Below are 24,964 nucleotides of genomic sequence, written 5' to 3' on the forward strand. Positions count from 1 at the left end.
TCGACAGCCTGACTGGCGAAATTACAATATTAGATTGCGCGTTCAGAATTGCTTTGGTGCGAATCGTTGTATCTGAACTGACCGGTTTATAAACTCCTACATATACCGTTGGGAGAGAGCATGTCTGAAACCGCAGCCATTCTGCGCACAGGTCGCAAATTCGATCAGGTTCTGAAAGGCGCGCGAGAAGTCTTCATGGCCGATGGTTTCGAAGGTGCGAGCGTTGATGACATCGCCCGCGTTGCCGGCGTCTCGAAGGCAACACTTTATAGTTACTTCCCCGACAAACGCCTTTTGTTCATGGAAGTTGCCCAGACCGAATGCACACGTATGGCGGAGCATGTGGTGTCCCTGGTCGACGATTCACTGCCAGCACACGACGTCATGATGATCACGGCCAAACAACTGACGGCCTTCTTGGTCTCAGATTTTGCGCAGCAGGTTTTTCGCATTTGCGTGGCCGAACGCGACAGGTTCCCAGAACTGGGCGAGGCATTCTACGAGGCGGGACCAAAACACGGCACCGGCCACATCGCCGAATATCTGCAAAAAGCAGTAAACAAAGGGGAACTGCTTATTGACGATGTTCAACTTGCTGCTGAACAATTCTCGGAATTGTGCAAGGTGCGGATTTGGACATTGTCGGCCTTTGGTATTCAGACAAGCTTCTCACAAGACGAAATTGATGAAATAGCTTCGCAAGCAGTCGACATGTTCATGGCGCGGTACGGTGCATGACGACCGGGCACAACCTGAACTGACCAAAATTTAAGCACTTGTTTCAACATCCTGCACTGCGCCGTCCTTAGATTTGACAGGTTGCGCGTTCTGAAGAACCCTTGATCACAGCAAGCTAAGGGTATTCGACCATTGACCAGTGACTCTAACAGTTTTTCGCGCCGGTTGGGCGAGTTGCTCGATCGGATTTATCCGGATCATGATCAGGTCGCACTCGCCGAGCAGATCACACACGCATTTTGGCCATCGCAAACGCACAGACGCAGACAAGGTCGCAAGCCGGGAAACAAGTTGTGGTCGGAAAAAGACAGCGTCTTGATAACCTATGGCAACTCGATCGAAGATCAGGTCCACAAGCCCCTTGACCTGCTGCACGACTTTTTGGTGCGACACCTAAGTGGGGTAGTCAACGGTGTGCATATCCTGCCGTTTTTTCCATTCACCTCCGATGACGGTTTTGCAGTCTCAGACTACTACAGCGTCAGTACTCAGCTTGGGGATTGGCCTGATATCACCCGTATCGCCACTGATTTTCATCTGATGTCCGATCTGGTCCTGAACCATGTGTCCAGTCAGGGCAGCTGGTTCACAAACTACTTGCAGGGCAAAGCGCCACACGATCGGTTTTTCTTTGAGGCCTCTCCCGAAGACGACCTGTCGCAGGTTGTCAGGCCGCGCACCACGCCCTTGCTGCGGCAAGTCGAGACCAGCACAGGTGAGAAATACGTCTGGTGCACATTTTCCCACGATCAGGTCGATCTGGATTTCTCGAATCCCGAGGTTCTGATCGAGATGCTGCGGATCATCCGCCTGCACATCGACAAGGGTGTGCGTATTCTGCGACTGGATGCGGTGGCGTTCGTGTGGAAAGAGATCGGAACGAATTGCATCCACCTGCCGCAAACGCACGCCATCGTGCAATTGTTGCGGCTGCTCTGCGACTATGCCACCGAAACGCTGGTTCTGCTTACGGAAACCAACGTGCCGCGGACCGAGAACCTGAGCTATTTCGGCAACCGGAACGAGGCGCACGCGGTTTACAACTTCCCTCTGCCACCGTTGATCCTGCACGCGCTGCAATCAGGCACAGCGCAATTTCTACGCGAATGGCAGGCCGCCATGCCCCCGGCGCAATTAGGTTGCGCGTATCTGAACTTCACCGCATCTCATGACGGTATCGGGATGCGCCCTGCTGAGGGATTGCTGCCGCCGAACGAAAAAGACCGCATGATCGACACGGTCCGCAGGATCGGAGGTCTGGTCTCGATGCGCGCACTGCCGGACGGGCGGGAAGAACCCTACGAGCTGAACTGCGGTTATTTCGAAGCCATGACCGAGACATTTCACGGCCCCGATCAATACCATCTGGCGCGTTTCATCTGCTCGCAGACCATCGTGATGTCGCTAGAGGGGATACCAGCCTTCTACATTCATTCCCTGTTGGCCACGCCGAATGATCACGAGGCTGTCGAACGGCGCGGCATGAACCGGGCGATCAACAGGCATCGCTGGCACTATCCCGATTTGTTGGCCCGTCTGGCCGATCCGGGGTCAAATCAGGCGCTGGTGTTGTCGGAGCTGTCCAAACGTCTGCGCCTGCGGTCGCAGCAACCGGCGTTTCACCCTAACGCCACGCAGTTTACTCTGCGGCTGGATGATCGCGTCTTTGGCATCTGGCGGCAGAGTCTGGATCGCAGCCAGTCGATCTTTGCGCTGCACAATATCTCGGCCGAGCAGGTCCATGTCAGCCCCACAGAGATCAACATGATCGCCGAAGAGGTCTGGACCGACGCCCTGACAGGTGAAATCCTTGCCACCAATGGTCCCGACATCGTGCTGGCCCCGTATCAGTGTCGTTGGATCACGAACGCGGGCTGAATTCGCCCAGGTCGTCGGAAACGGCGGCTTTCAGGCGTAGCAGAAACTCTGGATCAGCCGAATGCACGCGGTTCCACGTGGGGATGAACGGTGTCTCATGCGGGTTGTCCAGAAATATTTGCCCGGCACGGATGATGTTCTCGGCGAACAGCTCGATGGATTTCTCTTCCTTGTGACGATCCAGTTCCAGCCCGTTCATCTTGGCGTCAGTATAGTAACCCTCGAGCAGATCCAGCGCCGACCGGTAATAGGTCGCCTTGAGTGTGCGGAAGGTGTTAGGCGTGAACACCGTGCCGTCAGCGGCCAATTTGCGGAAGATCGCCTTGCAGATATCCGTGGACATACGCGACAACCCCCGATTTGCGTCCTCGGGTGATAAGTCCTGATGCTTGTGGTCATAGTTATCGGCAATTTCGACTTGGCAGACGGATTTCGGAGCCAGATTACGCCACGCCTCGGACAACACGCCGATCTCAAGCCCCCAATCCGAGGGGATACGCAAGTCGGGCAGGGTAGGGGTGCGGATGGCGAATTCGCCCGACAGCGGATAACGGAAACTGCGCAGGTAATCGAGGTAGTCCCGGTCGCCAATGACCTTTTTCAGCGCGATCAGCAGCGGACTTACCAACAGGCGCGTGACGCGGCCGTTCAGCTTGCCGTTGCCGACGCGGGGATAGAACCCCTTGGCCATCTGAAAGGGAAAAGTCGGGTTGACCACCGGATAAACCAGCCGGTCCAACATCTCGCGGTTATAGGTGACGATATCACAATCATGGATCGCCATCACCGAACTGTCGGCGCAGGCCAGAAGATAACCGATGCAGGACCAGACGTTTTTGCCTTTGCCCGGCTCTTGCGGGGCCAGACCCATCTCACGCAGATGGGATTCCAGCGCGGTCAGGCGGGGGCTGTCATTCCAGATGACCGCATGGTTTTGCGGCAGATCGGCAAAGAAGGTTCGGGCACGGCGGTATTGATCCTCATCCGCCTGATCCAGTCCGATGATGATCCGGTGGAGGTAAGGCACCTGTGCCAGCTCATTTAGAATTCCGGTCAGCGCAGGGCCTTCCAGTTCGGAATAAAGGCAAGGCAGAATGAGCGTGATTTTTCGGGTCTCGGCAAAAACCGAGATTTCATGCGTCAGATGCCCGGCCGGTCGACTGCGCAAATTATGCAGCGTCGTGATGTTTCCGTTTTGATGGAAATCTGCCATATGAAATGCCCCGTTCTTATCGAAAGTCCGCCGTCAGGGTCAGGATCGCATCCGACCACCCTTGCGGTCCACTCTGTTGTGTTCTGAGAACCCGCGCTTCTACCGGCGCAGGGAAAGGTGGTATGTTGGGGCCGTGCGGGTTGGCCACCACGACGCCCTGATCTGCGGCCTGTATCATCTCGATATCATTGGGCGCATCACCCAGCGCAATCGTGCGGACAGGACGCATATGCCGCACGACTTCACGCATCGCATCGGCTTTGGTCTGACCAAAGGAAATAGTCAGAAACCGCCCGCCTTTTCGTGCGTAAAGCCCATGAGCGCGAGCCGCCTCTAGAAATTCTGCGAGGTCTACATCAGAACCGGTCCAAACTCCGGGCTCGCTAAACTTTCGTTGACGCGCCAAGTTTGCTTGCTGGGAGCTCAACCCGGTTTTCTGCGCAACCTCATCGATCGTCATATCGCCGAAGCCGACAAATCCCTGGGGCAGCTTTTTCAGCAAGGCGCGCAAGCGTGGATAGTCATCTTCACCCACATCGGCATTGCCCGGCCAAAGTATTCCAGCGCCGTTTTCCACAATCGCAGGCATATCTGCCTGTCCCATAGCGTCCCGTAGGGGGATGATTTCCTGCGCTGTTTTACTGCTGGCAAGAACCACACCGGTGCCTATCTCAGCAAGGCGTTGCAATCCCGGCTTGGCGGCAGACCAACTATAGTTGTTGTGGTCCAGTAACGTCCCATCCAAATCAGAAAACACCAGTATAGGCAGCGGGCGTTTCATCTCGGGCTTAAGTCAATTCGTTGTATCATGCCCTGAAACGGTAAAATCCCGCTTTGTGGGATGTAAATCCATTCTGTCGAAATTCCGGTCAATTGAGTTGCCCGCGCCCAAAAATTAGGCGCGGGCGATCTGGCTTACTCGATAAATGTCTTCGCAAGACGGTCACTGATAGGTTGAGCCAGATAGGTGAACACTGCTCGTTCGCCTGTGTTCACAAACAGATCGGCGGGCATTCCCGGCACGAGGTCCAGCGCCGTTACAGCGATGGGCTGCCGGGCGTCGAGTTTGACGCGCGCCTTGTAGTACGCCTCGCCGGTGCGGTCGTCTTCCAGCGCGTCAGCCGAGATATCAAAGATCTCGCCACTGGCCTCCGGCACATCGGCTTGGGCAAAGGCGGACAGACGGATACGGGTGGTCTGACCGATATAGAGCTTGTCGATATCACCCGTTTTGATCCGCGCTTCTACGATCAGGTTCTGATCCGCCGGAACGATATCCATGATGGGTTCACCCGGACGGATGACGCCTCCATTGGTGGACACCGCAAGGTTTACGACCCGACCACTGGTTGGGGCCAGAACTTGAGTACGTTGCAACCGCGCCAGCGTTCCCGCGAACTGAGGCCGAACCAGATCAAGCTGCGCCTCAACCACGGCCAGCTCTCCGGCGATCACCTCATCACGCAGCTTCTTCTGACTCAGCAGGGACAATTCCAGTTCCTGCATTTGGTCTTCGGCCTGCGCGATCTGAGCGCGCAACGATGCATCTGCGCCGTTTAGACGCTCAAGCTCGATCTGGCGTGCGCTGACGCGCGTGACCGCGACCAAACCCTTGTCCAACAGCTTTTGAAGGTTCGCCAACTCGACATTGGTAATGTCGATCTGATTTCTTGTACTGCGACGTTGTTCCTCAATCCCAGCAACCTGGTTACGCAGAGCCGAGATACGTTGAGCATTGATCTGCGCCTCGGTCCGACGAGCCCGCGCTTCGGCGTCGAATAATTGTTTTTGTGTCAGATAAGGCGAGACCCAGTGCAAGCGATCCATACCGTCCCGATAAGCCGACATCGCAGTGGTTTCGTCGAATTGCTCCTGCCCGCTCATTTGCGCCAGTAGGCGCGCGCGGCGAACAGACAGCTCACCCAACTGGCTACTTTGCACGCCTAGTTCGACGTCGATCTCGGTGCTGTCTAACTGAACCAAAGGTTGGCCTTGCTGCACGAATTCTCCGTCTGCCACAAGGATCGAACGGATGATGCCGCCGTCCAGATGCTCGACCGTTTTGCGATCGCCTTCGACCACGAATGAGGCAGGGGCAACCACAGCGCCATCCAGCTTGGACACGACCGCCCAATAGGCACTGCCGCCGACGAAAACCGCCAGCGTGAACAGGCCGAAAAGAACATAGCGTCCGATGCCCGCCGAGGTTTCATTGATCTCTTTCAGCTGTGCCTCGTGAAAGGACACCGCGGTGTTGGATTTGGAATACTTCACCAGGTCGGTCATTGGGCTGCTCCGCTGATCTGAGTTTCACTTGATGGGTGGGCAACCGGCTTGACCGCGCCCGATTGCGTCGGGGTGTTCAAAACGTTGCGGCGGTTGACCTTCATGACATCGTCTTTTTCGCCGAACTGGGTCTGGTTCCCATTGCGCAGCACCATGACCTTGTTTGCCGCCTGCAGTGTTGCCGGACGGTGGGTCATGACGATCGCGATGGCCCCACGCGCTTGAGCCGCCAACAGCGCATCGCGCAGAGCCTGCTCACCATCGGCATCAAGGTCCGAGTTGGGCTCATCCAGCACAAGAACGAACGGATCACCGTATAAGGCGCGGGCCAGAGCCAGACGCTGACGTTGCCCACCTGACAGGAAAAACCCTTGACCGATGCGTGTTTCATAACCTTCCGGCAAGCTGCTGATCATCTCGTGAACCCCGGCCTCGCGCGCCGCGCGCAGCACTTCGGCATCGTCTATCGCGGTAGAAAAACGCCCGATGTTTTCACGGATGGTCCTGTCGAACAGCTCAACATCCTGCGGCAAGTAACCGATCTGTTTGCCCAAATCCTCGCCGTTCCATTTCGACATCGGGCTTCCATCCAGCAAGACCTCTCCGCGTTGAGGAAACCAGATACCGGCAAGCATTTTACCCAAGGTGGTTTTGCCAGATCCGCTGTGGCCGATAATGGCCAGAACATCCCCGGTTTTTGCGCCTCAATAACGAGGTTCGACCGACACTGTGCGGTGTTCAAGTGTTGCGCATTGCCGAACGCATTCTGAACGATGCGCAAAAGATCCGCGATACGGCGACCCAGTTCCGCGAACCCGAGGCGGTTCCATACACGATTGGAATGACGCCGACTCTCGCGCCCTACCTGACACAATATTTCTCAGATCTGTTTAGCGCATTGTTTCCCAATATGCGCGTGACGATGATCGAGGATTTACCGCAGAATATGTTGCGTATGGTCGAAGACCACACGTTGGATCTTGCTCTGGTCGCCAAAGTCAACAATTCCGAAGCGCTCGAGTTTACCTCGATCTGGTCCGAACCTCTGTTCTTGGCTGTTCGTGACGGTCACCCGCTGAGCACCTTGCCATCGATTGCCCCAGAGGACGTGCCTCGTCACGACTTCATCCGACTGCCGCATAGTTTCGGCTATGAGCTGGAAAACCGACTGCCTAGGATCGACCCGGCAAACCGCGCCAGCAAGCGGTTTGACCTAAGCGCGCTGCGGTTCGAGACGATCTGTCGGCATATTTGTCATTCCGACGATTGTACAATCGTGTCGGCCCTGGCGGCTGAGCAATTCAAACGCGACCGCTGGCCTTTGTGCTTTATCCCCTTTGACGCGCCGGGCAACCTGCGTGATCTGGGCGCGGCGACCCGTCCGGGCTGTCCAAGACGGCCGCTCTTGGATCGGATCGGGGCTTTCATTCTGGAACAGCCTCCGATCGGTGTGACCCCAACATTCCAGATGTGATCGCGGAAAGCCGGAAACTTGCGCTGTATCAAAGTCGGCGCGACTGATTCCCCTCAAAGCTAGGAACAGAACCGGGCAGTCCCGCGACAGATGGCTGTCTTTGCGGGTACGTGTTCGCGGAATCTTTAACTTTGTTGACAATGGATTTTGTATTTTGGATACATTAAGCAGTGATTTCGCGACGGCAGGCGTTGCCAAAGAGTGTTCTGACAAAAAAAAACGCTAAGCGAAAACCAAGCAATATTTACTGGGAGAAACTCATGAAACTTAAGTTTTTGGCCGCAACCGCAGCGATTGCGTTGTCCAGCGCTGCGGCACAGGCAAATACGTTGGTCTATTGCTCGGAAGGCTCGCCCGAAGGTTTTGACCCGGCGCTGTTCACCGCTGGCACCACCTTTGATGCGTCCTCGCACCCGATCTATAACCGCCTGCTGGAATTTGAGACCGGCACCACCAATGTGATCCCAGGCTTGGCCGAAAGCGTCGAGGCCAACGATGACGGTCTGGAATATACGTTCAAGCTGCGTCAGGGCGTCAAATTCCACTCGAATGACGAATTCACCCCAACCCGCGACTTCAATGCCGATGACGTGATCTTCTCGTTCATGCGCCAGAAGGATGAAGGCCACCCATATAATCAGGTGTCTGGCGGTACGTGGGAATATTTCCAGGGCATGGGTATGCCCGATCTGGTCGAGTCCATAGAAAAGATCGACGACTACACAGTGAAATTCACGCTGTCTAAACCCGAGGCGCCTTTTGTCGCCAACATGGCGATGGACTTTGCCTCGATCCTGTCGGCGGAATATGCCGATGCGATGATGGAAGCGGGCACACCTGAAAAGCTGAACACCGCGCCTATCGGCACCGGCCCGTTCTCATTCGTGGCCTATCAGAAAGACGCCGTGATCCGCTATGCGCAGAACGCTGATTACTGGAAAGCACCGGCGGATGTGAGCAATCTGATCTTTGCGATTACGCCTGATGCGTCGGTCCGTTATCAAAAGCTGAAGGCGGGTGAATGCCACATCATGCCTTATCCGAACCCCGCCGACATTCAGGCGATGCAGGATGACGCGGACATCAACATGATGGAGCAAGAAGGCCTGAACGTGGGTTATCTGGCTTACAACACCACGATGGAGCCGTTCGACAACCCGAAGGTGCGCAAAGCGCTGAACATGGCGATCGACAAGCAGGCGATCATCGATGTGGTGTTCCAGGGCTCGGGGCAAGCGGCCAAGAACCCGATTCCGCCGACCATGTGGGGTTATAACGAGGCCATCACCGACGATGCCTATGATCCCGAATCGGCCAAGGCGATGCTGGAAGCCGAAGGCGTCAGCGATCTGTCGATGAAAATCTGGGCGATGCCGGTGCAACGCCCCTATAACCCGAACGCCCGCCGTATGGCCGAGCTGATCCAGGCAGATTTCGCCAAGGTTGGTGTGGATGTCGAGATTGTCTCTTATGAATGGGGCGAGTACCTGTCGCGCTCAAAAGAGCTGAACCGCGACGGTGCTGTTCTGCTGGGTTGGACCGGTGACAATGGCGACCCGGACAACTTCCTGGCCGTGCTGCTGGGCTGTGACGGCCGCGAAGCCTCGAACCGTGCACAATGGTGCCACGAGCCTTTCGAAGATCTGATCCTGAAGGCCAAGCAAACCACTGATCAGGCCGAGCGCACCAAGCTGTATGAAGAGGCGCAGGTCATCTTCAAAGAGCAAGCCCCCTGGGCCACCATCGCACACTCGGTTGTCTATATGCCTATGAGCAACAAGGTGCAGGGCTATAAAGTCCACCCGTTGGGCGGCCACATCTTCTACGGCGTCAGCGTCGAATAAATCATCACTCACGGATAGGAGCCGCCCGTATGGCGGCTCCGGTTTTCTTTTTTGGAGGTCGGCCCCCATGCCGGATTTGTCCGAGTACCGTCAACTGGCAAAAGACATCTCAGTCGATGCCGTGGCCCTCGTGCCCGGTCCCAATTTCACCCGCGCGTTGGGGAAACCCTTCATGAGCCATGAGCGTCCCTTCGTGGTCGTTATCCCGGCCCAAGGTAGTCCCGCCGCGGTTGTCCCCAATCTGGAGCTTGGCACTTGGGCGCTGGTCGGCTTTGACGGTGCAGTGTTCGATTGGATGGACCAGACTGGCTATGACAGCGCTTTTACCGCTTTGGCTGCGCACATGCCGCTGAAATCGCTGGCAGTCGAAGGGCAAGTGATGCGGGTCTTTGTGTCGAAGGCTTTCACTAACGCCCTGCCCGATCTGCGCATTGTGGATGCCGAACGCGAAATCTCGGGCTTGCGGGTCATAAAGACCGATGACGATATCGCAGCACTGCAAGCTGCCATTGATATCTCGGAACGCGCGCTGGAGAGTGTGATAGCCGATGTGCGCATCGGGCAGACGGAAAAACAGATCGAACAGGCGCTGATTCAGGCACTGTTCGCCGAGGGTGCGGCCTCGTTGGCGTTCACACCAATTGTGGCGGCTGGTGACAATTCGGCCCAACCGCATGGCAAGGCGCGAGCGAATTATCAGGTCAAACCCGGCGATGCGTTGTTGTTCGATTTTGGCGCGCGCAAACACGGCTTTGCCGCCGATATCACCCGCACTTTCTTTGTGGCCGAAGTTTCGGACGAGGGCAGGGATGTTTATGACACCGTCCTGCGTGCCAACCTTGAAGGGTTCAACGCCTGCCGCCCGGGCACTACTGCGCATGACATCGACGATGCTGTCACCCGCGTACTTGAGGCATCGCCATATGCTGACCGTATCCGCACCAAAACCGGGCACGGGTTGGGCCGCGACGTACATGAAGCGCCCTATATCATGCGTGGAAATCATCAGGACATCCTTCCCGGCATGGTCTGGACCAATGAGCCCGGGCTTTATGACCTCGGAAATTTTGGTGTTCGGATCGAAGATGATGTTCTGGTGACGCAGGATGGCTGCCGGTCACTGACCCGCTTTCCCAAAGATCTCACAATCATAGGTCGCTGATGTTTGGCTACTTCCTTTCGCGCCTAGGAATGTTCGTTCCGACATTTCTGGGCGTGACGCTGATTTCCTTCATGTTCATCCGGGTGCTTCCCGGCGATCCCATCATCGTCATGGCCGGAGAACGCGGCATGACCGAGGAACGCTATCAGGAGATGGTGGTCAAGCTGGGCTTCGACAAACCGGTACTGCAGCAATACTGGGACTATCTGGTCGGCGTGATGCATGGCGATCTGGGCGAGAGCTTTGTCACCAAGAAACCGGTCTGGGATGAGTTCTTCGCCCTGTTCCCCGCCACGCTGGAACTGTCGATCTGCGCAATGATCTTTGCCGTGGCTCTGGGCTTGCCCGCGGGGGTGATTGCTGCGGTGAACAGAGGCAAGTTCTTTGACCGCGCGCTGATGTCCTCGGCTTTGGTTGGCTATTCGATGCCGATCTTCTGGTGGGCCCTGCTTCTGATCATCGTGTTCTCGGGCAATCTGGGCTGGACGCCCGTATCAGGGCGGATCGACCTGCTGTATTACTTCCCCAGTGTGACTGGCTTTATGCTGATCGACAGCTTGCTATCTGGGCAGGAGGGGGCGTTTAGGTCAGCCGTGCGTCACTTGATCCTGCCGACCATCGTACTGGGCACCATCCCGCTGGCGGTGATCGCGCGCCAGACTCGCTCGGCCATGTTGGAAGTTTTGGGCGAGGATTACATTCGCACCGCCCGCGCCAAGGGCCTTGCGCCCACGCGGATCAACGGGCTGCATGCGCTGCGCAACGCTCTTATCCCGGTGATAACAGTGATCGGTCTGTCGGTCGGCACGCTGCTGGCCGGCGCGATCCTGACCGAGACAATCTTTAGCTGGCCGGGCATCGGCAAGTGGATGGTCGACAGTATTTTCCGCCGCGACTACCCGGTTGTGCAGGGCGGGCTGCTGATGATCGCCGTGATCGTGATGCTGGTGAACCTGCTGGTCGATGTCCTTTACGGCATCATCAACCCCAAAATCCGGAGACGGTGATGGCCGAGCTTTCCGCAACCACCCCCAAGACCGAGGACCGCCCAAGCGCCCTGCGCGAATTCTGGTTCTATTTCAGCGAAAACCGCGGCGCAGTGATCGGGTTGTATGTGTTCATGGCCTTCGTAATCTGCGCGACCTTTGCGCCTTTGCTGGCGCCCTATGACCCGACCGAGCAGTTCCGCGACAACATTCTGCAACCCCCCGCGTGGCAAGAGGGCGGCAGTTGGGCCTTCCCGCTGGGCACCGACCCGTTGGGTCGGGACATGCTGTCGCGGCTGATCATGGGATCACGCTATTCCTTCTTTGTGGGCATCGTTGTGGTCTGTGTGGCCGTGACAGGCGGCGTAATCATCGGGCTTCTGTCCGGCTTTGCGCCGAAATGGGTCGATACGCTGATCATGCGGGTAATGGATATCATCCTGTCCTTCCCCTCGCTGCTGTTGGCGCTGGTACTGGTAGCCATCCTTGGGCCGTCGCTGACCAATGCGATGATCGCTATCGCTATCGTATTTCAGCCGCATTACGTGCGCCTGACCCGCGCCTCGGTTCTGTCTGAACGACAGAAAGACTATGTCACCTCGGCCCGTGTCGCGGGCGCGGGCAAGGCGCGGTTGATGTTCAAGACTGTGCTGCCCAACTGTCTGGCCCCGATCATTGTGCAGGCGGCGCTGTCATTCTCAACCGCTATTCTGGACGCCGCTGCCCTTGGATTTCTGGGAATGGGCGCACAGCCCCCCACGCCGGAATGGGGCACCATGCTGGCCGAAGCGCGCGAGTTCATTCTGCGCGCCTGGTGGGTCGTCACCTTCCCCGGCCTTGCCATTCTGATCACGGTGCTGGCGATCAACCTGATGGGCGACGGCCTGCGCGACGCGCTGGACCCGAAACTGAAGCGGAGCTGACGATATGAGTTTGTTGGACATCCGAAACCTCACTGTCGAATTCGCTACCGCCTCGGGTAAGTTCCGCGCCGTCGACGGGGTGGACCTGTCTGTCGACCGGGGCGAGCTGATGGCCATCGTCGGCGAAAGCGGCTCGGGCAAATCCGTGTCGATGCTGGCGTTGATGGGCCTGTTGCCCTGGACCGCCACGATCACGGCCGACCAGCTGAGTTTCGAAGGCATCGACCTGACCAAAATCTCGGCTCGCGACCGGCGCAAGATCATCGGCAAGGACATCGCCATGATCTTTCAGGAACCGATGTCGTCGCTCAACCCCTGTTTCACTGTGGGGTTCCAGATCAAAGAGGCGCTGCGCATCCATCTGGGCATGAACCGCAAAGATCGTCACCAACGCGCGATCGAGCTGTTTGATCAGGTCGGCATTCCCGCGCCGGAAAACCGGCTGAACACCTTTCCACACCAGATGTCTGGGGGGATGAACCAGCGGGTCATGATCGCCATGGCGATTGCGTGCAACCCCAAGCTGCTGATCGCTGATGAGCCGACAACAGCGCTGGATGTCACCATTCAGGCGCAAATTCTGGATCTGCTGGTGCGCCTGCGCGATGAACAGGGGATGGGTCTGGTGCTGATCACCCACGATATGGGCGTGGTAGCCGAAACCGCCGAACGCGTGCAGGTACAATACGCTGGTCAAAAGGTTGAAGAACAGCCCGTCAAAGATCTGTTCCGCACCCCGCGCCACCCCTATACCTCGGCGTTGCTAAGCGCACTGCCGGAACGGGCAACTTCGAAAATGCTGCCAACCATCCCCGGTGTCGTTCCCGGCCAGTTTGACCGACCAAAGGGGTGCCTATTCAGCCCGAGGTGCATGTTTGCGGATAACACCTGCCAATCCATCCCCCCCACACCACATAGTGAATCATTCGGCAAAGCCCGGTGTCACCATGTCGAAAGAATTGCAGCCGGAGAAATCGCATGACGGCCCCTATCGTTCAGGCAACTGCGTTGGCTCGGCACTACGAGGTCAGAGGCGGGCTGTTGTCGAAATCCGCAACGGTCAAAGCCCTGTCCGGAGTAGATTTTGAACTGAATCCTGGCAAGACACTTGCCATCGTCGGAGAATCCGGCTGCGGCAAATCCACATTGGCACGTGTCGTCACTATGATCGAAGAACCGACGTCCGGAACACTTACAATAGACGGCACCGATGTCACCCCATCGAAATGGGCCGAAATGCGTGAGACCGTTCAGATCGTATTCCAGGATCCGTATGGCTCGCTCAACCCCCGGCAAAGGATCGGGCAGATCCTACAGGAGCCGCTGACTATCAACCGCCCCAACATGTCCGCCTCCGACCGCGAGGCGCGGGCGCGCGAAATGCTTAACCTTGTCGGCCTGCGTCCCGAACACTACGACCGTTATCCGCATATGTTCTCGGGCGGTCAGCGCCAGCGGATCGCCATTGCCCGCGCTCTAATGTTGAATCCTAAGGTGTTGGTCCTGGACGAACCGGTCTCGGCATTGGATGTATCGATCCAGTCCCAAATCCTGAACCTGCTGGTCGAGTTGCAGGAACGCCTGAACCTTGCCTATCTGTTCATCTCGCATGACCTGTCGGTAGTTAAACACTTCGCCGATGATGTGATCGTTATGTATCTGGGCCGCGCGGTCGAGCACGCCACGAAAGACCAACTGTTCGCCGCCCCCCGTCATCCCTATTCCAAAGCGCTGTTATCGACCACGCCGCGCGCGGACCCTGAGGCGCGCAAGGAACGGATCAAGCTGGAGGGCGAGTTGCCCTCACCCATGAACATCCCCTTGGGCTGTGCCTTCGCGCAACGCTGCTGGCTTGCAACCGATGAATGCCGCGCCGCACCGCCAGATCTGAGTGGTGAGTCGCATCAGGTGGCTTGCCTACACCCGCTGGATTGATTTTAGTCACCGTTGCGCGTGGCAGTCACCATCTCCAGCAACTGATCCTTGGTGCGTGCTATGTGGCGGGTCAACAGAGCGCAGGCGCTCTCGACCTGTCCGGCTCGGGCCAGCGATAGCAGCTCGCGGTGGTCTTTCTTAGCAGGCTCTCGCTGTTTCATTACACTCAGGTGCATTCGGACATAGCGGTCCGATTGCAAGTTGACGCGTTGCAGGATTTCATTGCTCAACCCGCGATCAGCGGCAGCATATAGCGCCATGTGGTAAGCATTGTTCAACCCGCCCCAACGGCCCACGTCATTGGCATCGTAAGACTTCTCCATCTCATCCAGAATGCGCTCACACTCGGAAAAATGGGTTAGGGTCATCCGCGGTATTGCGTGCCGGAAAAGATCGACCTCAAGCAAAACGCGCAGATCGAAAATCTCGGCGATCTCGGACAGAGAATGAGTGGTCACCGACGCGCCACGGTTGTTCGTCAATTGAACAAGACCTTCGGCGTCCAGTCGTTTGAGTGCCTCGCGGATTGGCATGCGGGAAACGTCGTAATCCTCGGCCAGCGCTTCTTGCCGAATAACCTCTCCCTCGGCCATCTCCCCGCTTAGTATCCGCTCGCGCAGATCGTTTGTTATGACATCGGGCAGGCTTTGCCGTGGGATCGCGCGTGTTCCGCTCATATGTTGTATCTCGAGTGGTGGAGTGTGTATCCAAAATACAAAGTCACTTGCGTATTTCCAAGCCTCTCAATCAGTAATGTCAGAATTTTGCAATTCTATTGCAACAATCAATACTTATCATCCAAACAATCTATTGGACCGATGGAATAAAGTGATCCAGATTGCCGCCGAACAAAGTAGGCCAATTTCCTATGAGGGTCCAATGTGGCGCTATTCCAATCCGGTTGAAATCATGTTTGGCGCCGGTTCTGTTTCGGAACTGCCAAAACTGATTGGCGGCCGAAATTATGCTTTGGTCACTTATCCAAGTGATCCCTTCCAGCGCCTCGCGCAGCGGGTCGAAGAAGCGGCTGGACCAGCTGCGGTAGTAATAAACGACATCGCACCCAACCCGGATTTCCAGCTGCTTGGGCACCAGTGCGCGCAGTTAGCTGGAATACGACACCAAATCGAGGTGATTGTAGCCTTAGGAGGTGGGTCCGTAATCGACTCGGCCAAGGTTTTTGCGGCCGCAGATGGCAGTTTTGACAATGTAGTGAAGTATTTAGAAACCGGCGGCGGCGCGGCAAACTTGGGAACCATTCCCATTATTGCGGTTCCGACGACTGCTGGCACCGGTAGTGAGGTTACATGTTGGGCCACAGTTTGGGACGAGCAGCGCGGCAGAAAATACTCGCTTTCGCGACAAAATCTCTACCCAGAAGCTGCGGTGATTGATCCTGAACTTATGGTCAACAAACCCCATGAACTGACCCTGTCCACTGGGTTGGACACACTTTCCCATGCTTTGGAAAGCATATGGAACATCAATGCAAACTCTATTTCGGCCAGACATGCCGTCCATGCAGCTGGCACCATTCTAGACACTTTGCCCGATCTGCTAAACGATCTAGGCAACCTTAGTCTGCGCACGCAGATCGCAGATGCAGCACTCAGCGCCGGGCTAGCCTTTTCCAATACAAAGACTGCCATCGCCCATAACCTGTCTTATCCAATAACCCTCGGCTGGGGTATACAGCACGGAATTGCTTGTTCGTTCACGCTGCCAGTGATCTTAAGTTCGGTCGACGGCATTGGCGGGTTTAGACAGGCTGCCCTGCACGATGTTTTCGGTTCGGATCTGAGTTCCGCTTCGATTGAACTGACGACCTTCCTGAATCGGCTAGGTGTTTCCACCCGGTTTGCAGACTACGGCATATCCGACGCTCAACGAATGAATATTGTCGATGAAGCCTTTGCCGGTGAACGCGGCCGTAATTTTGCGGGCACAAAAGAGGCATTCCTGGAAACGCTGGACGCGCAGGATGGCAAAAAATCCAAGGTCGCCTGAACCATCTTTCAAAATAGACCCCGTGTGTCATCCACTGTTGATCTGACTATCGCTCATACGCAAGGACCGCCCTATGACAGCTCAAACCCCGATCACCGCAAATGAAAGAGTTTATCCGACTCCCAAAGTTCCCGCGATTGCGATTTGTCTCGATGGCTGCGAGCCAGAGTATCTGGATGTAGCCATCGCCAAAGGGCTGATGCCCACGCTCAAGCGAATACGTGAGACCGGCACGGACCGACTAGCGCACTCGGTCATTCCGTCCTTTACCAACCCCAACAACCTGTCAATCGCGACCGGACGTCCGCCCAGCATTCATGGAATCTGTGGGAATTACTTGATCGACCCTGACAGCGGTGAAGAAGTAATGATGAATGACGTTCGTTTTCTGCGTGCGCCTACTATCTTTTCAAAGTTCTACGAGGCTGGATACCGGGTCGCCATGGTGACTGCCAAGGACAAGCTGCGCGCTTTGCTTGGTGCCGGATTGAAGTTTGACGAAGAGCGCGCCGTCGCGTTCTCGTCCGAACGCTCGGGCGAGACGACAAAGGCCGAACACGGTATCGACAACGCAAGTCAATGGCTGGGAATGCCTGTGCCCGAAGTGTACTCGGCGGACTTGTCGAAATTTGTTTTCGCTGCGGGTGTGAAGCTGTTGGAGGAGTTCAAGCCTGATATCATGTACCTTTCGACCACAGACTACATTCAGCACAAATTCGCGCCTGACCAGCAGGGTGCACTGGATTTCTACGCGATGTTCGACCGGTATCTGGCGCAGTTGGATGCTATGGGCGCAGCCATCGTCGTCACTGCAGATCATGGCATGAAGCCCAAACACCATACGGACGGAACACCTAACGTAGTCTATGTCCAGGACCTAATGGACGACTGGATGGGGAAGGATGCAGCCCGTGTGATCCTGCCGATCACTGACCCTTATGTGGTTCACCATGGCGCGCTTGGCAGCTTTGCCACCGCTTATCTTCCTGAAGGTGCGAACCGTTCCGATATTGTGGACAAGCTGAAAGCGACCGACGGTATCACCCATGTCCTGACCAAGGAAGAAGCCATCGCGGAATACGAACTTCCCGGTGATCGGATTGGGGATATCGTCATGGTCTCGGGTGAGAATATCTGCATCGGCACCTCCGAGGATCGTCACGATCTGGCCGCCTTGAAGGAACCGTTGCGCAGCCATGGCGGCCTGACCGAGCAAGAAGTTCCCTTTATTGTCAACCGCGTCCTGGATTTACCCTCGCAACCAGAACTGAGGAACTTTGACGCGTTTTTCTATGCTACCACCGCCGCAGCGCAATAAAATGGACGGGATCATGAACGCTTCAGACATTCGCCACGAAGGAATGCGTATCGGAGGAGAGGTTGTCTTTACCGATGCCACTGTACCGGTCCACTACCCCTATACGAATGAGGTCGTGGGCACCGTCCCGGCAGGGACAGCGGAACACGCACGCAAGGCATTTGAGATTGCCGCAAACTACACGCCGAAACTGACTCGATACGAACGCAGCCAGATCCTGCAGCGCGCGGGCGAGTTGATCGGTGAAAAGCGGGATTACCTGGCCAAATGGCTGACGTTGGAACTGGGCATTTGCCATCAGCATTCGATTTACGAAACGAAACGCGCGCAGGACGTCTATCAGTTTGCCGCTGCCGAGGCGTTAAAAGACGATGGGGAGATTTTCTCGTGCGATCTGACCCATAACGGGAAAGAGCGTAAGATTTTCACCAAACGTGAACCCGTCAAGGCAATCAGCGCCATTACACCGTTCAACCATCCGCTAAACATGGTCAGCCACAAGATCGCACCTTCAATTGCGACCAATAACTGTATGGTTTGCAAACCCACCGAGTTGACGCCGCTAACCTGTTTGGCGCTGGCCGATATTCTGTATGAGGCCGGTCTGCCGCCCGAGATGTTCCAGGTTGTAACCGGTTGGCCGCAGGATATTGGTGACGAGATGATCACCAACGAAAACATCGACATCATCACCTTCACCGGAGGTGTTCCGGTTGGCAAATTGATCGCGTCGAAAGCCGGATACAAACGCCAGGCGCTGGAGTTGGGCGGAAATGACCCATTGATCGTTCTGAACGATCTCAGTGATGATGATCTGGACAAGGCCGCCACCATCGCGGTCGCAGGTGCAACCGGCAATTCGGGCCAGCGCTGCACTGCGATCAAACGCATTTTGGTACAAGAAAGCGTGGCCGACAAATTCGTTCCTCTGGTGTTAGAGAAAGCGAAGGCGATCCGGTTCGGTGACCCTCAGGACCCGGAAACTCAACTGGGCTGTGTGATCCATGACAAAGCCGCCGCGCTGTTTGAAAAACGCGTCCACATGGCCGAGGCCGAAGGTGCGGAAATCCTGTACCACCCCGGTCGCCAGGGGGCATTGCTGCCTCCGATTGTGGTCGACAAGGTTCCCCATGACAGCGAGTTGGTGATGGAAGAAACTTTTGGGCCCATCGTACCTATCGTGCGCGTGCCCGATGACGATGCGAAGGTTATGGGAATCTCGAACAGTACCGAGTTCGGCCTGTCCTCGGGCGTGTGCACCAACGATTTGAACCGGGCAATCGCCTTTATCAACGGGTTGGACGTTGGCACTTGCAACATCTGGGAACAACCAGGCTACAGGATCGAGATGTCGCCCTTTGGCGGGATCAAGGACAGCGGCAACGGCGTGAAAGAAGGCGTAATCGAAGCGATGAAGTTCTTTACCAACGTCAAAACTTATTCGCTGCCCTGGCCCGGCTAGTGGCGCAGATGGGTGTTTCGTACTATCCCTGACGCCATGTCATTTGATTTGAAAAACCTAAACCTGTTTGTCCGAGTGGCCACCCTGGGTGCCATTGGACGGGCAGGGGCGGAGTTCGGGTTCTCGGCCACCAACACCTCACAACGCCTGCAGGCGCTTGAAACCGAACTGGATGTCAAACTGCTGAACCGCACCACGCGGGCTGTATCCCTAACCCCGGACGGAGAGCTGTTTCTGGAGCATGCCAAGCGCATCCTCGAAGACGTCGAAGATGCGCGAACCATGCTGTCTGGAAACTCTGGAACAGTATCAGGCAAACTGCGGGTAACAGCATCCGCGTCATTCGGGCGGTCACATATAGTGCCACATGTACCCGAATTCCTTCGGCTCTACCCGCATGTAGAGCTTGATCTGAACCTAACCGATACGGTGCTCGACATTGTGGAACTGGGGTACGATCTGGCGTTTCGTCTAGGCGATCTTGGCCCATCCAGCCTGTTGGCCCAGAAACTGGACGACGATCCGCGTCTGCTGGTTGCGGCACCTTCCTATCTGGAACGGGCAGGGGCGCCTGAAACTGCGGCCGACCTGGCCAATCACGCTTGCCTGACAATGCACCCGCGTGAGGTCTGGCACCTGATTGATCAATCGGACACCATGCATGATGTGCGCGTGTCTGGCCCCGCGACCGTCAGCCTTGGTGATGCAGCGATGGATTGGACGCTGGCCGGATTGGGGATCAACAAAGCCTGCCTGTGGCAGACCGGAGATCACATTCGATCCGGGCGTCTGGTTCGGGTTCTGCCACATCTACGCGCCTGGCCGGATTCGAAAATCTGGGCCGTGCGCCCACCGGGCCGATTGATGCATGCCCGAGTCCGCGCGTTTTTGGATTTCATGCGTGTTCGGATCATCGCCGCCAACAAGGTGCTCTACGCCGACCTGATCTGAAGCTATTCTTCCGGTACACGGGATTATCATTTCCGAATTCTGCAGATAGCGGCAGACAATGGAAGGGCATAGATGCGGCTCATCACCAATTCGGAGCCTCATTCCATGAAAGACCTCATCGAAACCAGCGATGTTCAGACTCAGATCATCGACGCCTTCAATTTCCGCCACGCAACTAAAGTGTTCGATCCTGAACGAAAAATCACTGAGAGCGAATTCAACACAATTCTGGAAGCGGCACGCCTGTCGCCGACCTCGTTCGGGACCGAACCGTTCCAGTTGCTGGTTGTGCAATCCCCCGAGAATCGAGAGCTGTTTCGTGACTTCACCTGGGGCGCGAACGGCGCCACGAATGGTACTGCCGGACAGCTTGGAACCGCAAGCCATTACGTGATCATCCTGTCACATACTGGCGCAACCATGAAAGCAGGGTCGGATTATTTGGCCCAGCACAACCGCGAGGTCAAACAGTTCCCCGAAGAAGTCATCGAGATGCTCGGCGGGGCTTACGCCAAGTTTCAAGCGCATGATTTCAAATTGGAAACCGACGCGGATATCGAAAAATGGGCTGCGCGGCAGGCTTACATCGTTCTCGGCAACATGATGACCGCCGGTGCGCTTATGGGAATTGATTCATGCCCCATCGAAGGGTTCGAGTTGGACAAAACCGAAGCTGTTTTGCGCGATCATTTTGGGATTGATACCAACGTCTACAAACCTGCCGTTATGGTGGCGTTCGGCTATCGTGCGGATGGTCCGATGTTCGCCAAAACGCGCCGCGAGATGGCCGATATCGTCACATGGGCGTGACTTATATGCCCGGCACGACGTGCCGGGCACCCCGCCTGCTACCTTACAAACACACAGCACGAGGCGCATGGTGCCTAGCTGACTCATGTATCAAACAAGCAAAATCGGACAATCTACTGACAGCTCAGGACAGGAAGCATCTGGAACGCTAGGTCAGTTCGAAAAAGTTTGCCAAATGCGTCATAAGACTAAATTACAGAGCGTGATTTGAAAGATCCGCGAAGACAAGAAAAACGGGGAACCAAACGAAAGCGGCGGTGCAATGGGTTCAACTTCCCTATATCTGGACAATGACCGAGGCTTCAAGGCAAGGTTGGACAACGGTGTCAGCATCTACGTGCGCCCAATGGGCGTTTCCGACAAACATCTGATTGCGCAAGCAATCCATGATCTGTCCGACCAATCCCGATACATGCGCTTCTTTTCTGCGTTTCACGACGCCCCAGAACCCGTTTTGGACCTTCTGGCCAACGTGGATGGCGACAAACACGTAGCTTGGGGTGCCGTAGACTCTGAACAGAATGGGCGGCCCATCGCCGCCGTGCATGCAATCCGGGGTAACCGGCAAGACAAGGATGTCGAAATCGCTTGTACGGTTTTGGACGACTATCACGGTCACGGCATATCCCACCTTTTACTGGCGGCCACCGTGTTCGACTGTCTGGCTTTAGGGGTCGAGCTCGCTCATGCTGAAGTTCTGTTCGGAAACTATAAGATCCGCCGACTTGCCCTTGACCCATTGCCCCGAGCGGTGCAGCTGAAAGTCACGCTCGGACAGATCGTTGACCACGCAATAGCCCGCCACATGGTCCAGAGCGTCCTCTTCCGAGACGTATTTGGCCTCTTTTCCGATCACCACGCCCAGCTCGACCTCCCAATCGGTCTTGACCGAGTTGCGGGGGATTTCGACCGTGTCATTGGGGCCGATAATGGCGGATGTGGCCTTGAAGAAAATCACCGGCTCGGCGGGCAGGTCCATGCCCGATTCAGCCGCGTGATCGGCATAGTTGAGGCCAATGCAAATGAACTTGCCAACCTGGCCCACACAGGCGCCGATGCGCGGGTCGCCCTCGACCAGCGGCAGGGTTGCAGGGTCGATCGCGCGCAGACGTGCGAGGCTGTCATCACTCAGCGCGGCGCCTGCGATATCACCGACTTCGCCCGACAAATCACGGATCGCGCCGTTTCCATCCATCAACCCCGGTTTTTCTTGACCCGTGGGTCCGTAGCGCAGCAGTTTCATTCCACCATCCTTTTAAACTGTGATTACCCGCCCCCGACGACAGCGGCACCCCAAAGAAGGGTCGCCATATACATCATAAATGGGAGCGGGCGGACTTGCCTTAGGTTACATCTGCTCGGGCAAAAGCGCGACAGGAATGTCCTGATAGCAGACCGGACGTAGGAAGCGACGGATCGACAGCGTGCCCACAGAAGTTGCACCAAAATTGGTCGACGCGGGGTAGGGGCCACCATGCACCATGGTATCACACACCTCGACCCCGGTAGGGAAGCTGTTGGCCAGCAGACGCCCTGCTTTACGCTCTAGCAACGGCAGCAGCGCCTGTGCGTCGGCTGTATCACCCGCGTCCAAATGCAGGGTACAAGTCAACTGACCTTCGATGGCGCGCGCCACCTGCAGCATCTGGTCGGCATCGCGAACACGAACAACTATACCCAGAGGGCCAAAGACCTCTTCCTGCAGCTTGTGGTCGGCCAGCCAATCGTCGCCCGAGACAGTGAACAGATAGGGTGCCGCGTCGCGGGTTTCGCAACTGGTACCAATGATCTGAGTCACGCCGGTGCCGGACGCAACGCGCGATACGCCATCGCGATACGCGGCGGCAATCCCGTCGGTTAGCATGGTCTGGTTGGCAACAGCGGACAGGCCGGTTTCGGCTGCCGATTGGAACGCATCCGCGTCTGGCCCGTCGATCACAACGGCAATACCCGGATTGGTGCAGAACTGCCCCGCACCCATGGTCAGTGAACCCGACCAACCCGTCCCGATCTCGGCCCCGCGCGCAGCGGCGGCCCGAGGCAGGATGAACATCGGATTGACCGAGCCCAGCTCACCAAAGAAAGGGATCGGCTCATCGCGTTGCGCGCACAGGTCGAAGAGGGCACGACCACCGCCAAGGCTGCCGGTAAAGCCCACGGCCCGGATTAGAGGGTGCTGCACCAAACGAGTGCCCACATCGCGCTTACCGCCTTGAACCAGCGAGAAAACACCCGGATGCACACCGGTCGCCTTGATCGCGGCATCAATGGCCTGCGCCACGATCTCACCCGTGCCGGGGTGCGCCGAATGGCCTTTGACCACCACCGGGCAACCTGCGGCCAGCGCCGCAGCGGTATCCCCACCCGCGACCGAGAACGCCAGCGGGAAATTCGATGCGCCGAACACGGCGACGGGGCCCAGCGGGCGTTGGATCATCTTCAGATCGGGGCGGGGCAGGGGCGCGCGGTCCGGCATAGCCGGGTCGTGGCGCAGGTCCAGATAGTCGCCCTTTTCGATATGATCTGCGAACAGGCGCAGCTGGCCGACGGTGCGGCCACGCTCACCCTGCAGACGCGCCTCGGGCAGGCCGGTTTCTTGCGTTCCGATTTCGGTGATGGCATCGCCGCAGGCGTCGATCTCATCAGCGATTTTGCGCAGCAGCGCGGCGCGATCCGCACGCGAAGACCAACCAAAGCTGGCAAATGCCTCTTCAGCGGCTTCGACGGCTGCATCGACCAACGCAGGCGTGCCCACGCAAAAGTCGTGGCTGGGCCCGTGCGCCGGTTCCGAGGTAAAAGAAGCGTCGGTCGCGACCCATTCGCCCGCGATCAGGTGTTTTCCGGTCAACATGTTCAAATTTTCCTTAAATCAGCCCGCGTTGGGCCAGGTTTCGCATCAGATGAGACGCCCCGAACGTCCATTCCGGGCATTCCGTCGACAGGCGCACCGTATTGGTCAGAGCGCCCAGTTTGTCGTTTGCAATCGTGACAGCGTCACCGATCTTGTGAGTGAACCCGCCACCCGGAGTGTCGCGATCCTGTGTCGGAGCGAAAAGCGTTCCGAGGAACAGCATAAATCCGTCCGGATATTGGTGATGACGCCCGACGGTTTGCTTCACCAGATCCGCGGGATCACGGCTGATTTGGGACATCGACGAATTTCCGTTCAGCACAAACCCATCCGGGCCGGTAACAGTCAGGGTCAATTCGGCATTGCGCACGTCGTCCAGATCAAAGTTGTCGTCGAACAGGCGGATCATGGGTCCGATGGCGCAAGAGGCGTTGTTGTCCTTGGCTTTGCTCAGCAGCAAGGCCGAGCGCCCCTCAACGTCGCGCAAGTTTACATCATTGCCCAGCGTCGCCCCCTTGATTTCACCCTTGGACGTCACAGCCAGTACGACTTCGGGCTCAGGGTTGTTCCACGTCGAAATTGGGTGGAGCCCAACATCCGCACCGAACCCAACCGAAGACAGCACCTGCGCCTTGGAAAACACTTCGGCGTCGGGCCCGATGCCAACTTCCAGATACTGGCTCCACAGACCTTCCGAGATAAGCGCCGCCTTTACCTGTGCCGCATCTTCCGAACCGGGCACGATATTGGACAGGCTGTCACCAATACGGGCACCAATGCGCTTGCGGATGGCTTCGGCCTTGGCCGGGTCGCCGGCTGCCTGCTCTTCGATGACACGTTCAACCATAGAGCCGGCGAACGTGACACCACAGGCTTTCACCGCCTGCAGGTCACAAGGCGCCAGCCATTGATGTTCCCCATCTAGCGGTCCGAGCGTCTCGCCCGAAGCTGAGCGCACATACCCTGCGGCATCGTCCATTTCGAGGATGTCGCGCGCGGTCGGTGCAGTTTTCGAGGTGATGTCGACAACCTGACCATCGCGCAGGGTTACGACAGCAGGGCCAACACCGGGGCGTTCAACACGCCCGAGCCACAGCCCGTCTGAATCCAGTTTAGGAGAAGTCAT

21 protein-coding genes and 2 pseudogenes are annotated in these 24,964 nt (G+C 56.9%); 14 read left to right on the forward strand and 9 right to left on the reverse strand.

Going from position 1 to position 24,964, the window contains the following annotated elements; translation table 11 throughout:
- Nucleotides 1-120: 120 nt before the first annotated feature.
- Nucleotides 121-738 carry a TetR/AcrR family transcriptional regulator gene (locus ABWV79_RS12145; RefSeq protein ID WP_353392206.1) on the forward strand — a complete coding sequence of 206 codons (618 nt, stop codon included), beginning with the start codon at nucleotides 121-123 and terminating at the stop codon, nucleotides 736-738.
- Nucleotides 739-870: 132 nt separating this feature from the next.
- Nucleotides 871-2,616 (forward strand): sugar phosphorylase, encoded by a 1,746-nt coding sequence (locus ABWV79_RS12150; protein WP_353392208.1) that lies wholly within the window; start codon nucleotides 871-873, stop codon nucleotides 2,614-2,616.
- On the opposite strand, the gene ABWV79_RS12155 is transcribed toward ABWV79_RS12150, so the two are convergent.
- The 4 genes and pseudogenes from ABWV79_RS12155 to ABWV79_RS12170 all read right to left on the reverse strand — a co-directional run.
- Nucleotides 2,600-3,829: a glycosyltransferase family protein gene (locus ABWV79_RS12155; protein WP_353392210.1), complete on the reverse strand. Its 1,230-nt coding sequence runs from the start codon at nucleotides 3,827-3,829 to the stop codon at nucleotides 2,600-2,602. The two genes, ABWV79_RS12150 and ABWV79_RS12155, sit on opposite strands and share 17 nt — an antisense overlap.
- Before the next feature lie 16 nt (nucleotides 3,830-3,845).
- A complete protein-coding gene (locus ABWV79_RS12160; protein ID WP_353392211.1) occupies nucleotides 3,846-4,610 on the reverse strand; it encodes an HAD-IIB family hydrolase in 765 nt (254 codons plus the stop codon).
- A 134-nt stretch (nucleotides 4,611-4,744) separates the two neighbouring features.
- The gene (locus tag ABWV79_RS12165) at nucleotides 4,745-6,115 is read right to left on the reverse strand and encodes an HlyD family type I secretion periplasmic adaptor subunit (protein WP_353392213.1); all 1,371 of its coding nucleotides are present in this window, start codon (nucleotides 6,113-6,115) and stop codon (nucleotides 4,745-4,747) included.
- Nucleotides 6,112-6,801, reverse strand: a pseudogene (locus ABWV79_RS12170) (ATP-binding cassette domain-containing protein); the annotation flags it as partial. The pseudogene ABWV79_RS12170 and the gene ABWV79_RS12165, both read right to left, overlap by 4 nt.
- A gap of 56 nt (nucleotides 6,802-6,857) precedes the next feature.
- On the opposite strand from ABWV79_RS12170, the gene ABWV79_RS12175 reads away from it, so the two are divergent.
- From ABWV79_RS12175 to ABWV79_RS12205, 7 genes are all read left to right on the forward strand, one after another.
- Nucleotides 6,858-7,589 carry a LysR substrate-binding domain-containing protein gene (locus tag ABWV79_RS12175; protein WP_353392215.1) on the forward strand — a complete coding sequence of 244 codons (732 nt, stop codon included), beginning with the start codon at nucleotides 6,858-6,860 and terminating at the stop codon, nucleotides 7,587-7,589.
- 260 nt (nucleotides 7,590-7,849) lie between these two features.
- On the forward strand, nucleotides 7,850-9,433 hold the full coding sequence (locus ABWV79_RS12180; protein ID WP_353392217.1) for an ABC transporter substrate-binding protein: 1,584 nt from the start codon (nucleotides 7,850-7,852) through the stop codon (nucleotides 9,431-9,433).
- 67 nt (nucleotides 9,434-9,500) lie between these two features.
- Nucleotides 9,501-10,595 (forward strand): M24 family metallopeptidase, encoded by a 1,095-nt coding sequence (locus ABWV79_RS12185; protein ID WP_353392219.1) that lies wholly within the window; start codon nucleotides 9,501-9,503, stop codon nucleotides 10,593-10,595.
- Nucleotides 10,595-11,602, forward strand: a complete 1,008-nt coding sequence (locus ABWV79_RS12190; RefSeq protein ID WP_353392221.1) for an ABC transporter permease subunit — start codon at nucleotides 10,595-10,597, stop codon at nucleotides 11,600-11,602. The genes ABWV79_RS12185 and ABWV79_RS12190 overlap by 1 nt, the downstream gene beginning before the upstream one ends.
- Entirely contained in the window at nucleotides 11,602-12,504 is a 903-nt protein-coding gene (locus ABWV79_RS12195) for an ABC transporter permease subunit (RefSeq protein WP_170356521.1), read from the forward strand. The genes ABWV79_RS12190 and ABWV79_RS12195 overlap by 1 nt, the downstream gene beginning before the upstream one ends.
- A 4-nt stretch (nucleotides 12,505-12,508) precedes the next feature.
- Nucleotides 12,509-13,486, forward strand: coding sequence for an ABC transporter ATP-binding protein (locus tag ABWV79_RS12200; protein ID WP_170356520.1), 978 nt, complete (start codon nucleotides 12,509-12,511; stop codon nucleotides 13,484-13,486).
- On the forward strand, nucleotides 13,483-14,439 hold the full coding sequence (locus tag ABWV79_RS12205; RefSeq protein ID WP_353392224.1) for an ABC transporter ATP-binding protein: 957 nt from the start codon (nucleotides 13,483-13,485) through the stop codon (nucleotides 14,437-14,439). Before ABWV79_RS12200 ends, ABWV79_RS12205 begins: the two co-directional genes overlap by 4 nt.
- Before the next feature lie 2 nt (nucleotides 14,440-14,441).
- Here the strand turns inward: ABWV79_RS12205 and ABWV79_RS12210 are convergent, their stop codons facing one another.
- Nucleotides 14,442-15,116 (reverse strand): GntR family transcriptional regulator, encoded by a 675-nt coding sequence (locus ABWV79_RS12210; protein WP_170356518.1) that lies wholly within the window; start codon nucleotides 15,114-15,116, stop codon nucleotides 14,442-14,444.
- 22 nt (nucleotides 15,117-15,138) lie between these two features.
- Between ABWV79_RS12210 and psrA the strand changes: the two genes are divergently transcribed.
- From psrA to ABWV79_RS12235, 5 genes are all read left to right on the forward strand, one after another.
- Nucleotides 15,139-16,446, forward strand: coding sequence for an iron-containing alcohol dehydrogenase PsrA (psrA, locus tag ABWV79_RS12215; RefSeq protein WP_353392226.1), 1,308 nt, complete (start codon nucleotides 15,139-15,141; stop codon nucleotides 16,444-16,446).
- Between the two features lie 73 nt (nucleotides 16,447-16,519).
- A complete protein-coding gene (phnA, locus tag ABWV79_RS12220) occupies nucleotides 16,520-17,764 on the forward strand; it encodes a phosphonoacetate hydrolase (RefSeq protein ID WP_353392228.1) in 1,245 nt (414 codons plus the stop codon).
- A gap of 13 nt (nucleotides 17,765-17,777) precedes the next feature.
- Nucleotides 17,778-19,226 (forward strand): phosphonoacetaldehyde dehydrogenase, encoded by a 1,449-nt coding sequence (gene phnY / locus ABWV79_RS12225; protein ID WP_353392230.1) that lies wholly within the window; start codon nucleotides 17,778-17,780, stop codon nucleotides 19,224-19,226.
- 12 nt (nucleotides 19,227-19,238) lie between these two features.
- The gene (locus tag ABWV79_RS12230; protein ID WP_353392232.1) at nucleotides 19,239-20,177 is read left to right on the forward strand and encodes a LysR family transcriptional regulator; all 939 of its coding nucleotides are present in this window, start codon (nucleotides 19,239-19,241) and stop codon (nucleotides 20,175-20,177) included.
- A gap of 105 nt (nucleotides 20,178-20,282) precedes the next feature.
- The gene (locus tag ABWV79_RS12235) at nucleotides 20,283-20,987 is read left to right on the forward strand and encodes an NAD(P)H-dependent oxidoreductase (protein WP_353392234.1); all 705 of its coding nucleotides are present in this window, start codon (nucleotides 20,283-20,285) and stop codon (nucleotides 20,985-20,987) included.
- 277 nt (nucleotides 20,988-21,264) lie between these two features.
- Here ABWV79_RS12235 and ABWV79_RS12240 read toward each other — a convergent pair whose 3' ends face one another.
- From ABWV79_RS12240 to ABWV79_RS12255, 4 genes and pseudogenes are all read right to left on the reverse strand, one after another.
- A complete protein-coding gene (locus ABWV79_RS12240) occupies nucleotides 21,265-21,606 on the reverse strand; it encodes a hypothetical protein (protein WP_353392236.1) in 342 nt (113 codons plus the stop codon).
- Nucleotides 21,607-21,702: 96 nt separating this feature from the next.
- A pseudogene (locus ABWV79_RS12245) lies at nucleotides 21,703-22,230 on the reverse strand (fumarylacetoacetate hydrolase family protein); the annotation flags it as partial.
- A gap of 105 nt (nucleotides 22,231-22,335) precedes the next feature.
- The gene (locus ABWV79_RS12250; protein ID WP_353392238.1) at nucleotides 22,336-23,838 is read right to left on the reverse strand and encodes an aldehyde dehydrogenase (NADP(+)); all 1,503 of its coding nucleotides are present in this window, start codon (nucleotides 23,836-23,838) and stop codon (nucleotides 22,336-22,338) included.
- Nucleotides 23,839-23,851: 13 nt separating this feature from the next.
- Nucleotides 23,852-24,964, reverse strand: coding sequence for a fumarylacetoacetate hydrolase family protein (locus ABWV79_RS12255; RefSeq protein WP_353392240.1), 1,113 nt, complete (start codon nucleotides 24,962-24,964; stop codon nucleotides 23,852-23,854).

The organism is Ruegeria sp. HU-ET01832 (genome assembly GCF_040371315.1).
GTDB lineage: Bacteria > Pseudomonadota > Alphaproteobacteria > Rhodobacterales > Rhodobacteraceae > Ruegeria > Ruegeria lacuscaerulensis_A.

Excerpts from the sequence above, each read along its gene's own strand:
- ABWV79_RS12145 (WP_353392206.1), top strand. The coding sequence starts at position 121 with ATGTCTGAAACCGCAGCCATTCTGCGCACAGGTCGCAAATTCGATCAG.
- ABWV79_RS12155 (WP_353392210.1), bottom strand. The coding sequence starts at position 3,829 with ATGGCAGATTTCCATCAAAACGGAAACATCACGACGCTGCATAATTTG.
- ABWV79_RS12160 (WP_353392211.1), bottom strand. The coding sequence starts at position 4,610 with ATGAAACGCCCGCTGCCTATACTGGTGTTTTCTGATTTGGATGGGACG.
- ABWV79_RS12165 (WP_353392213.1), bottom strand. The coding sequence starts at position 6,115 with ATGACCGACCTGGTGAAGTATTCCAAATCCAACACCGCGGTGTCCTTT.
- ABWV79_RS12180 (WP_353392217.1), top strand. The coding sequence starts at position 7,850 with ATGAAACTTAAGTTTTTGGCCGCAACCGCAGCGATTGCGTTGTCCAGC.
- ABWV79_RS12185 (WP_353392219.1), top strand. The coding sequence starts at position 9,501 with ATGCCGGATTTGTCCGAGTACCGTCAACTGGCAAAAGACATCTCAGTC.
- ABWV79_RS12190 (WP_353392221.1), top strand. The coding sequence starts at position 10,595 with ATGTTTGGCTACTTCCTTTCGCGCCTAGGAATGTTCGTTCCGACATTT.
- ABWV79_RS12195 (WP_170356521.1), top strand. The coding sequence starts at position 11,602 with ATGGCCGAGCTTTCCGCAACCACCCCCAAGACCGAGGACCGCCCAAGC.
- ABWV79_RS12200 (WP_170356520.1), top strand. The coding sequence starts at position 12,509 with ATGAGTTTGTTGGACATCCGAAACCTCACTGTCGAATTCGCTACCGCC.
- ABWV79_RS12205 (WP_353392224.1), top strand. The coding sequence starts at position 13,483 with ATGACGGCCCCTATCGTTCAGGCAACTGCGTTGGCTCGGCACTACGAG.
- ABWV79_RS12210 (WP_170356518.1), bottom strand. The coding sequence starts at position 15,116 with ATGAGCGGAACACGCGCGATCCCACGGCAAAGCCTGCCCGATGTCATA.
- phnA (WP_353392228.1), top strand. The coding sequence starts at position 16,520 with ATGACAGCTCAAACCCCGATCACCGCAAATGAAAGAGTTTATCCGACT.
- phnY (WP_353392230.1), top strand. The coding sequence starts at position 17,778 with ATGAACGCTTCAGACATTCGCCACGAAGGAATGCGTATCGGAGGAGAG.
- ABWV79_RS12235 (WP_353392234.1), top strand. The coding sequence starts at position 20,283 with ATGAAAGACCTCATCGAAACCAGCGATGTTCAGACTCAGATCATCGAC.
- ABWV79_RS12250 (WP_353392238.1), bottom strand. The coding sequence starts at position 23,838 with ATGTTGACCGGAAAACACCTGATCGCGGGCGAATGGGTCGCGACCGAC.
- ABWV79_RS12255 (WP_353392240.1), bottom strand. The coding sequence starts at position 24,964 with ATGACTTCTCCTAAACTGGATTCAGACGGGCTGTGGCTCGGGCGTGTT.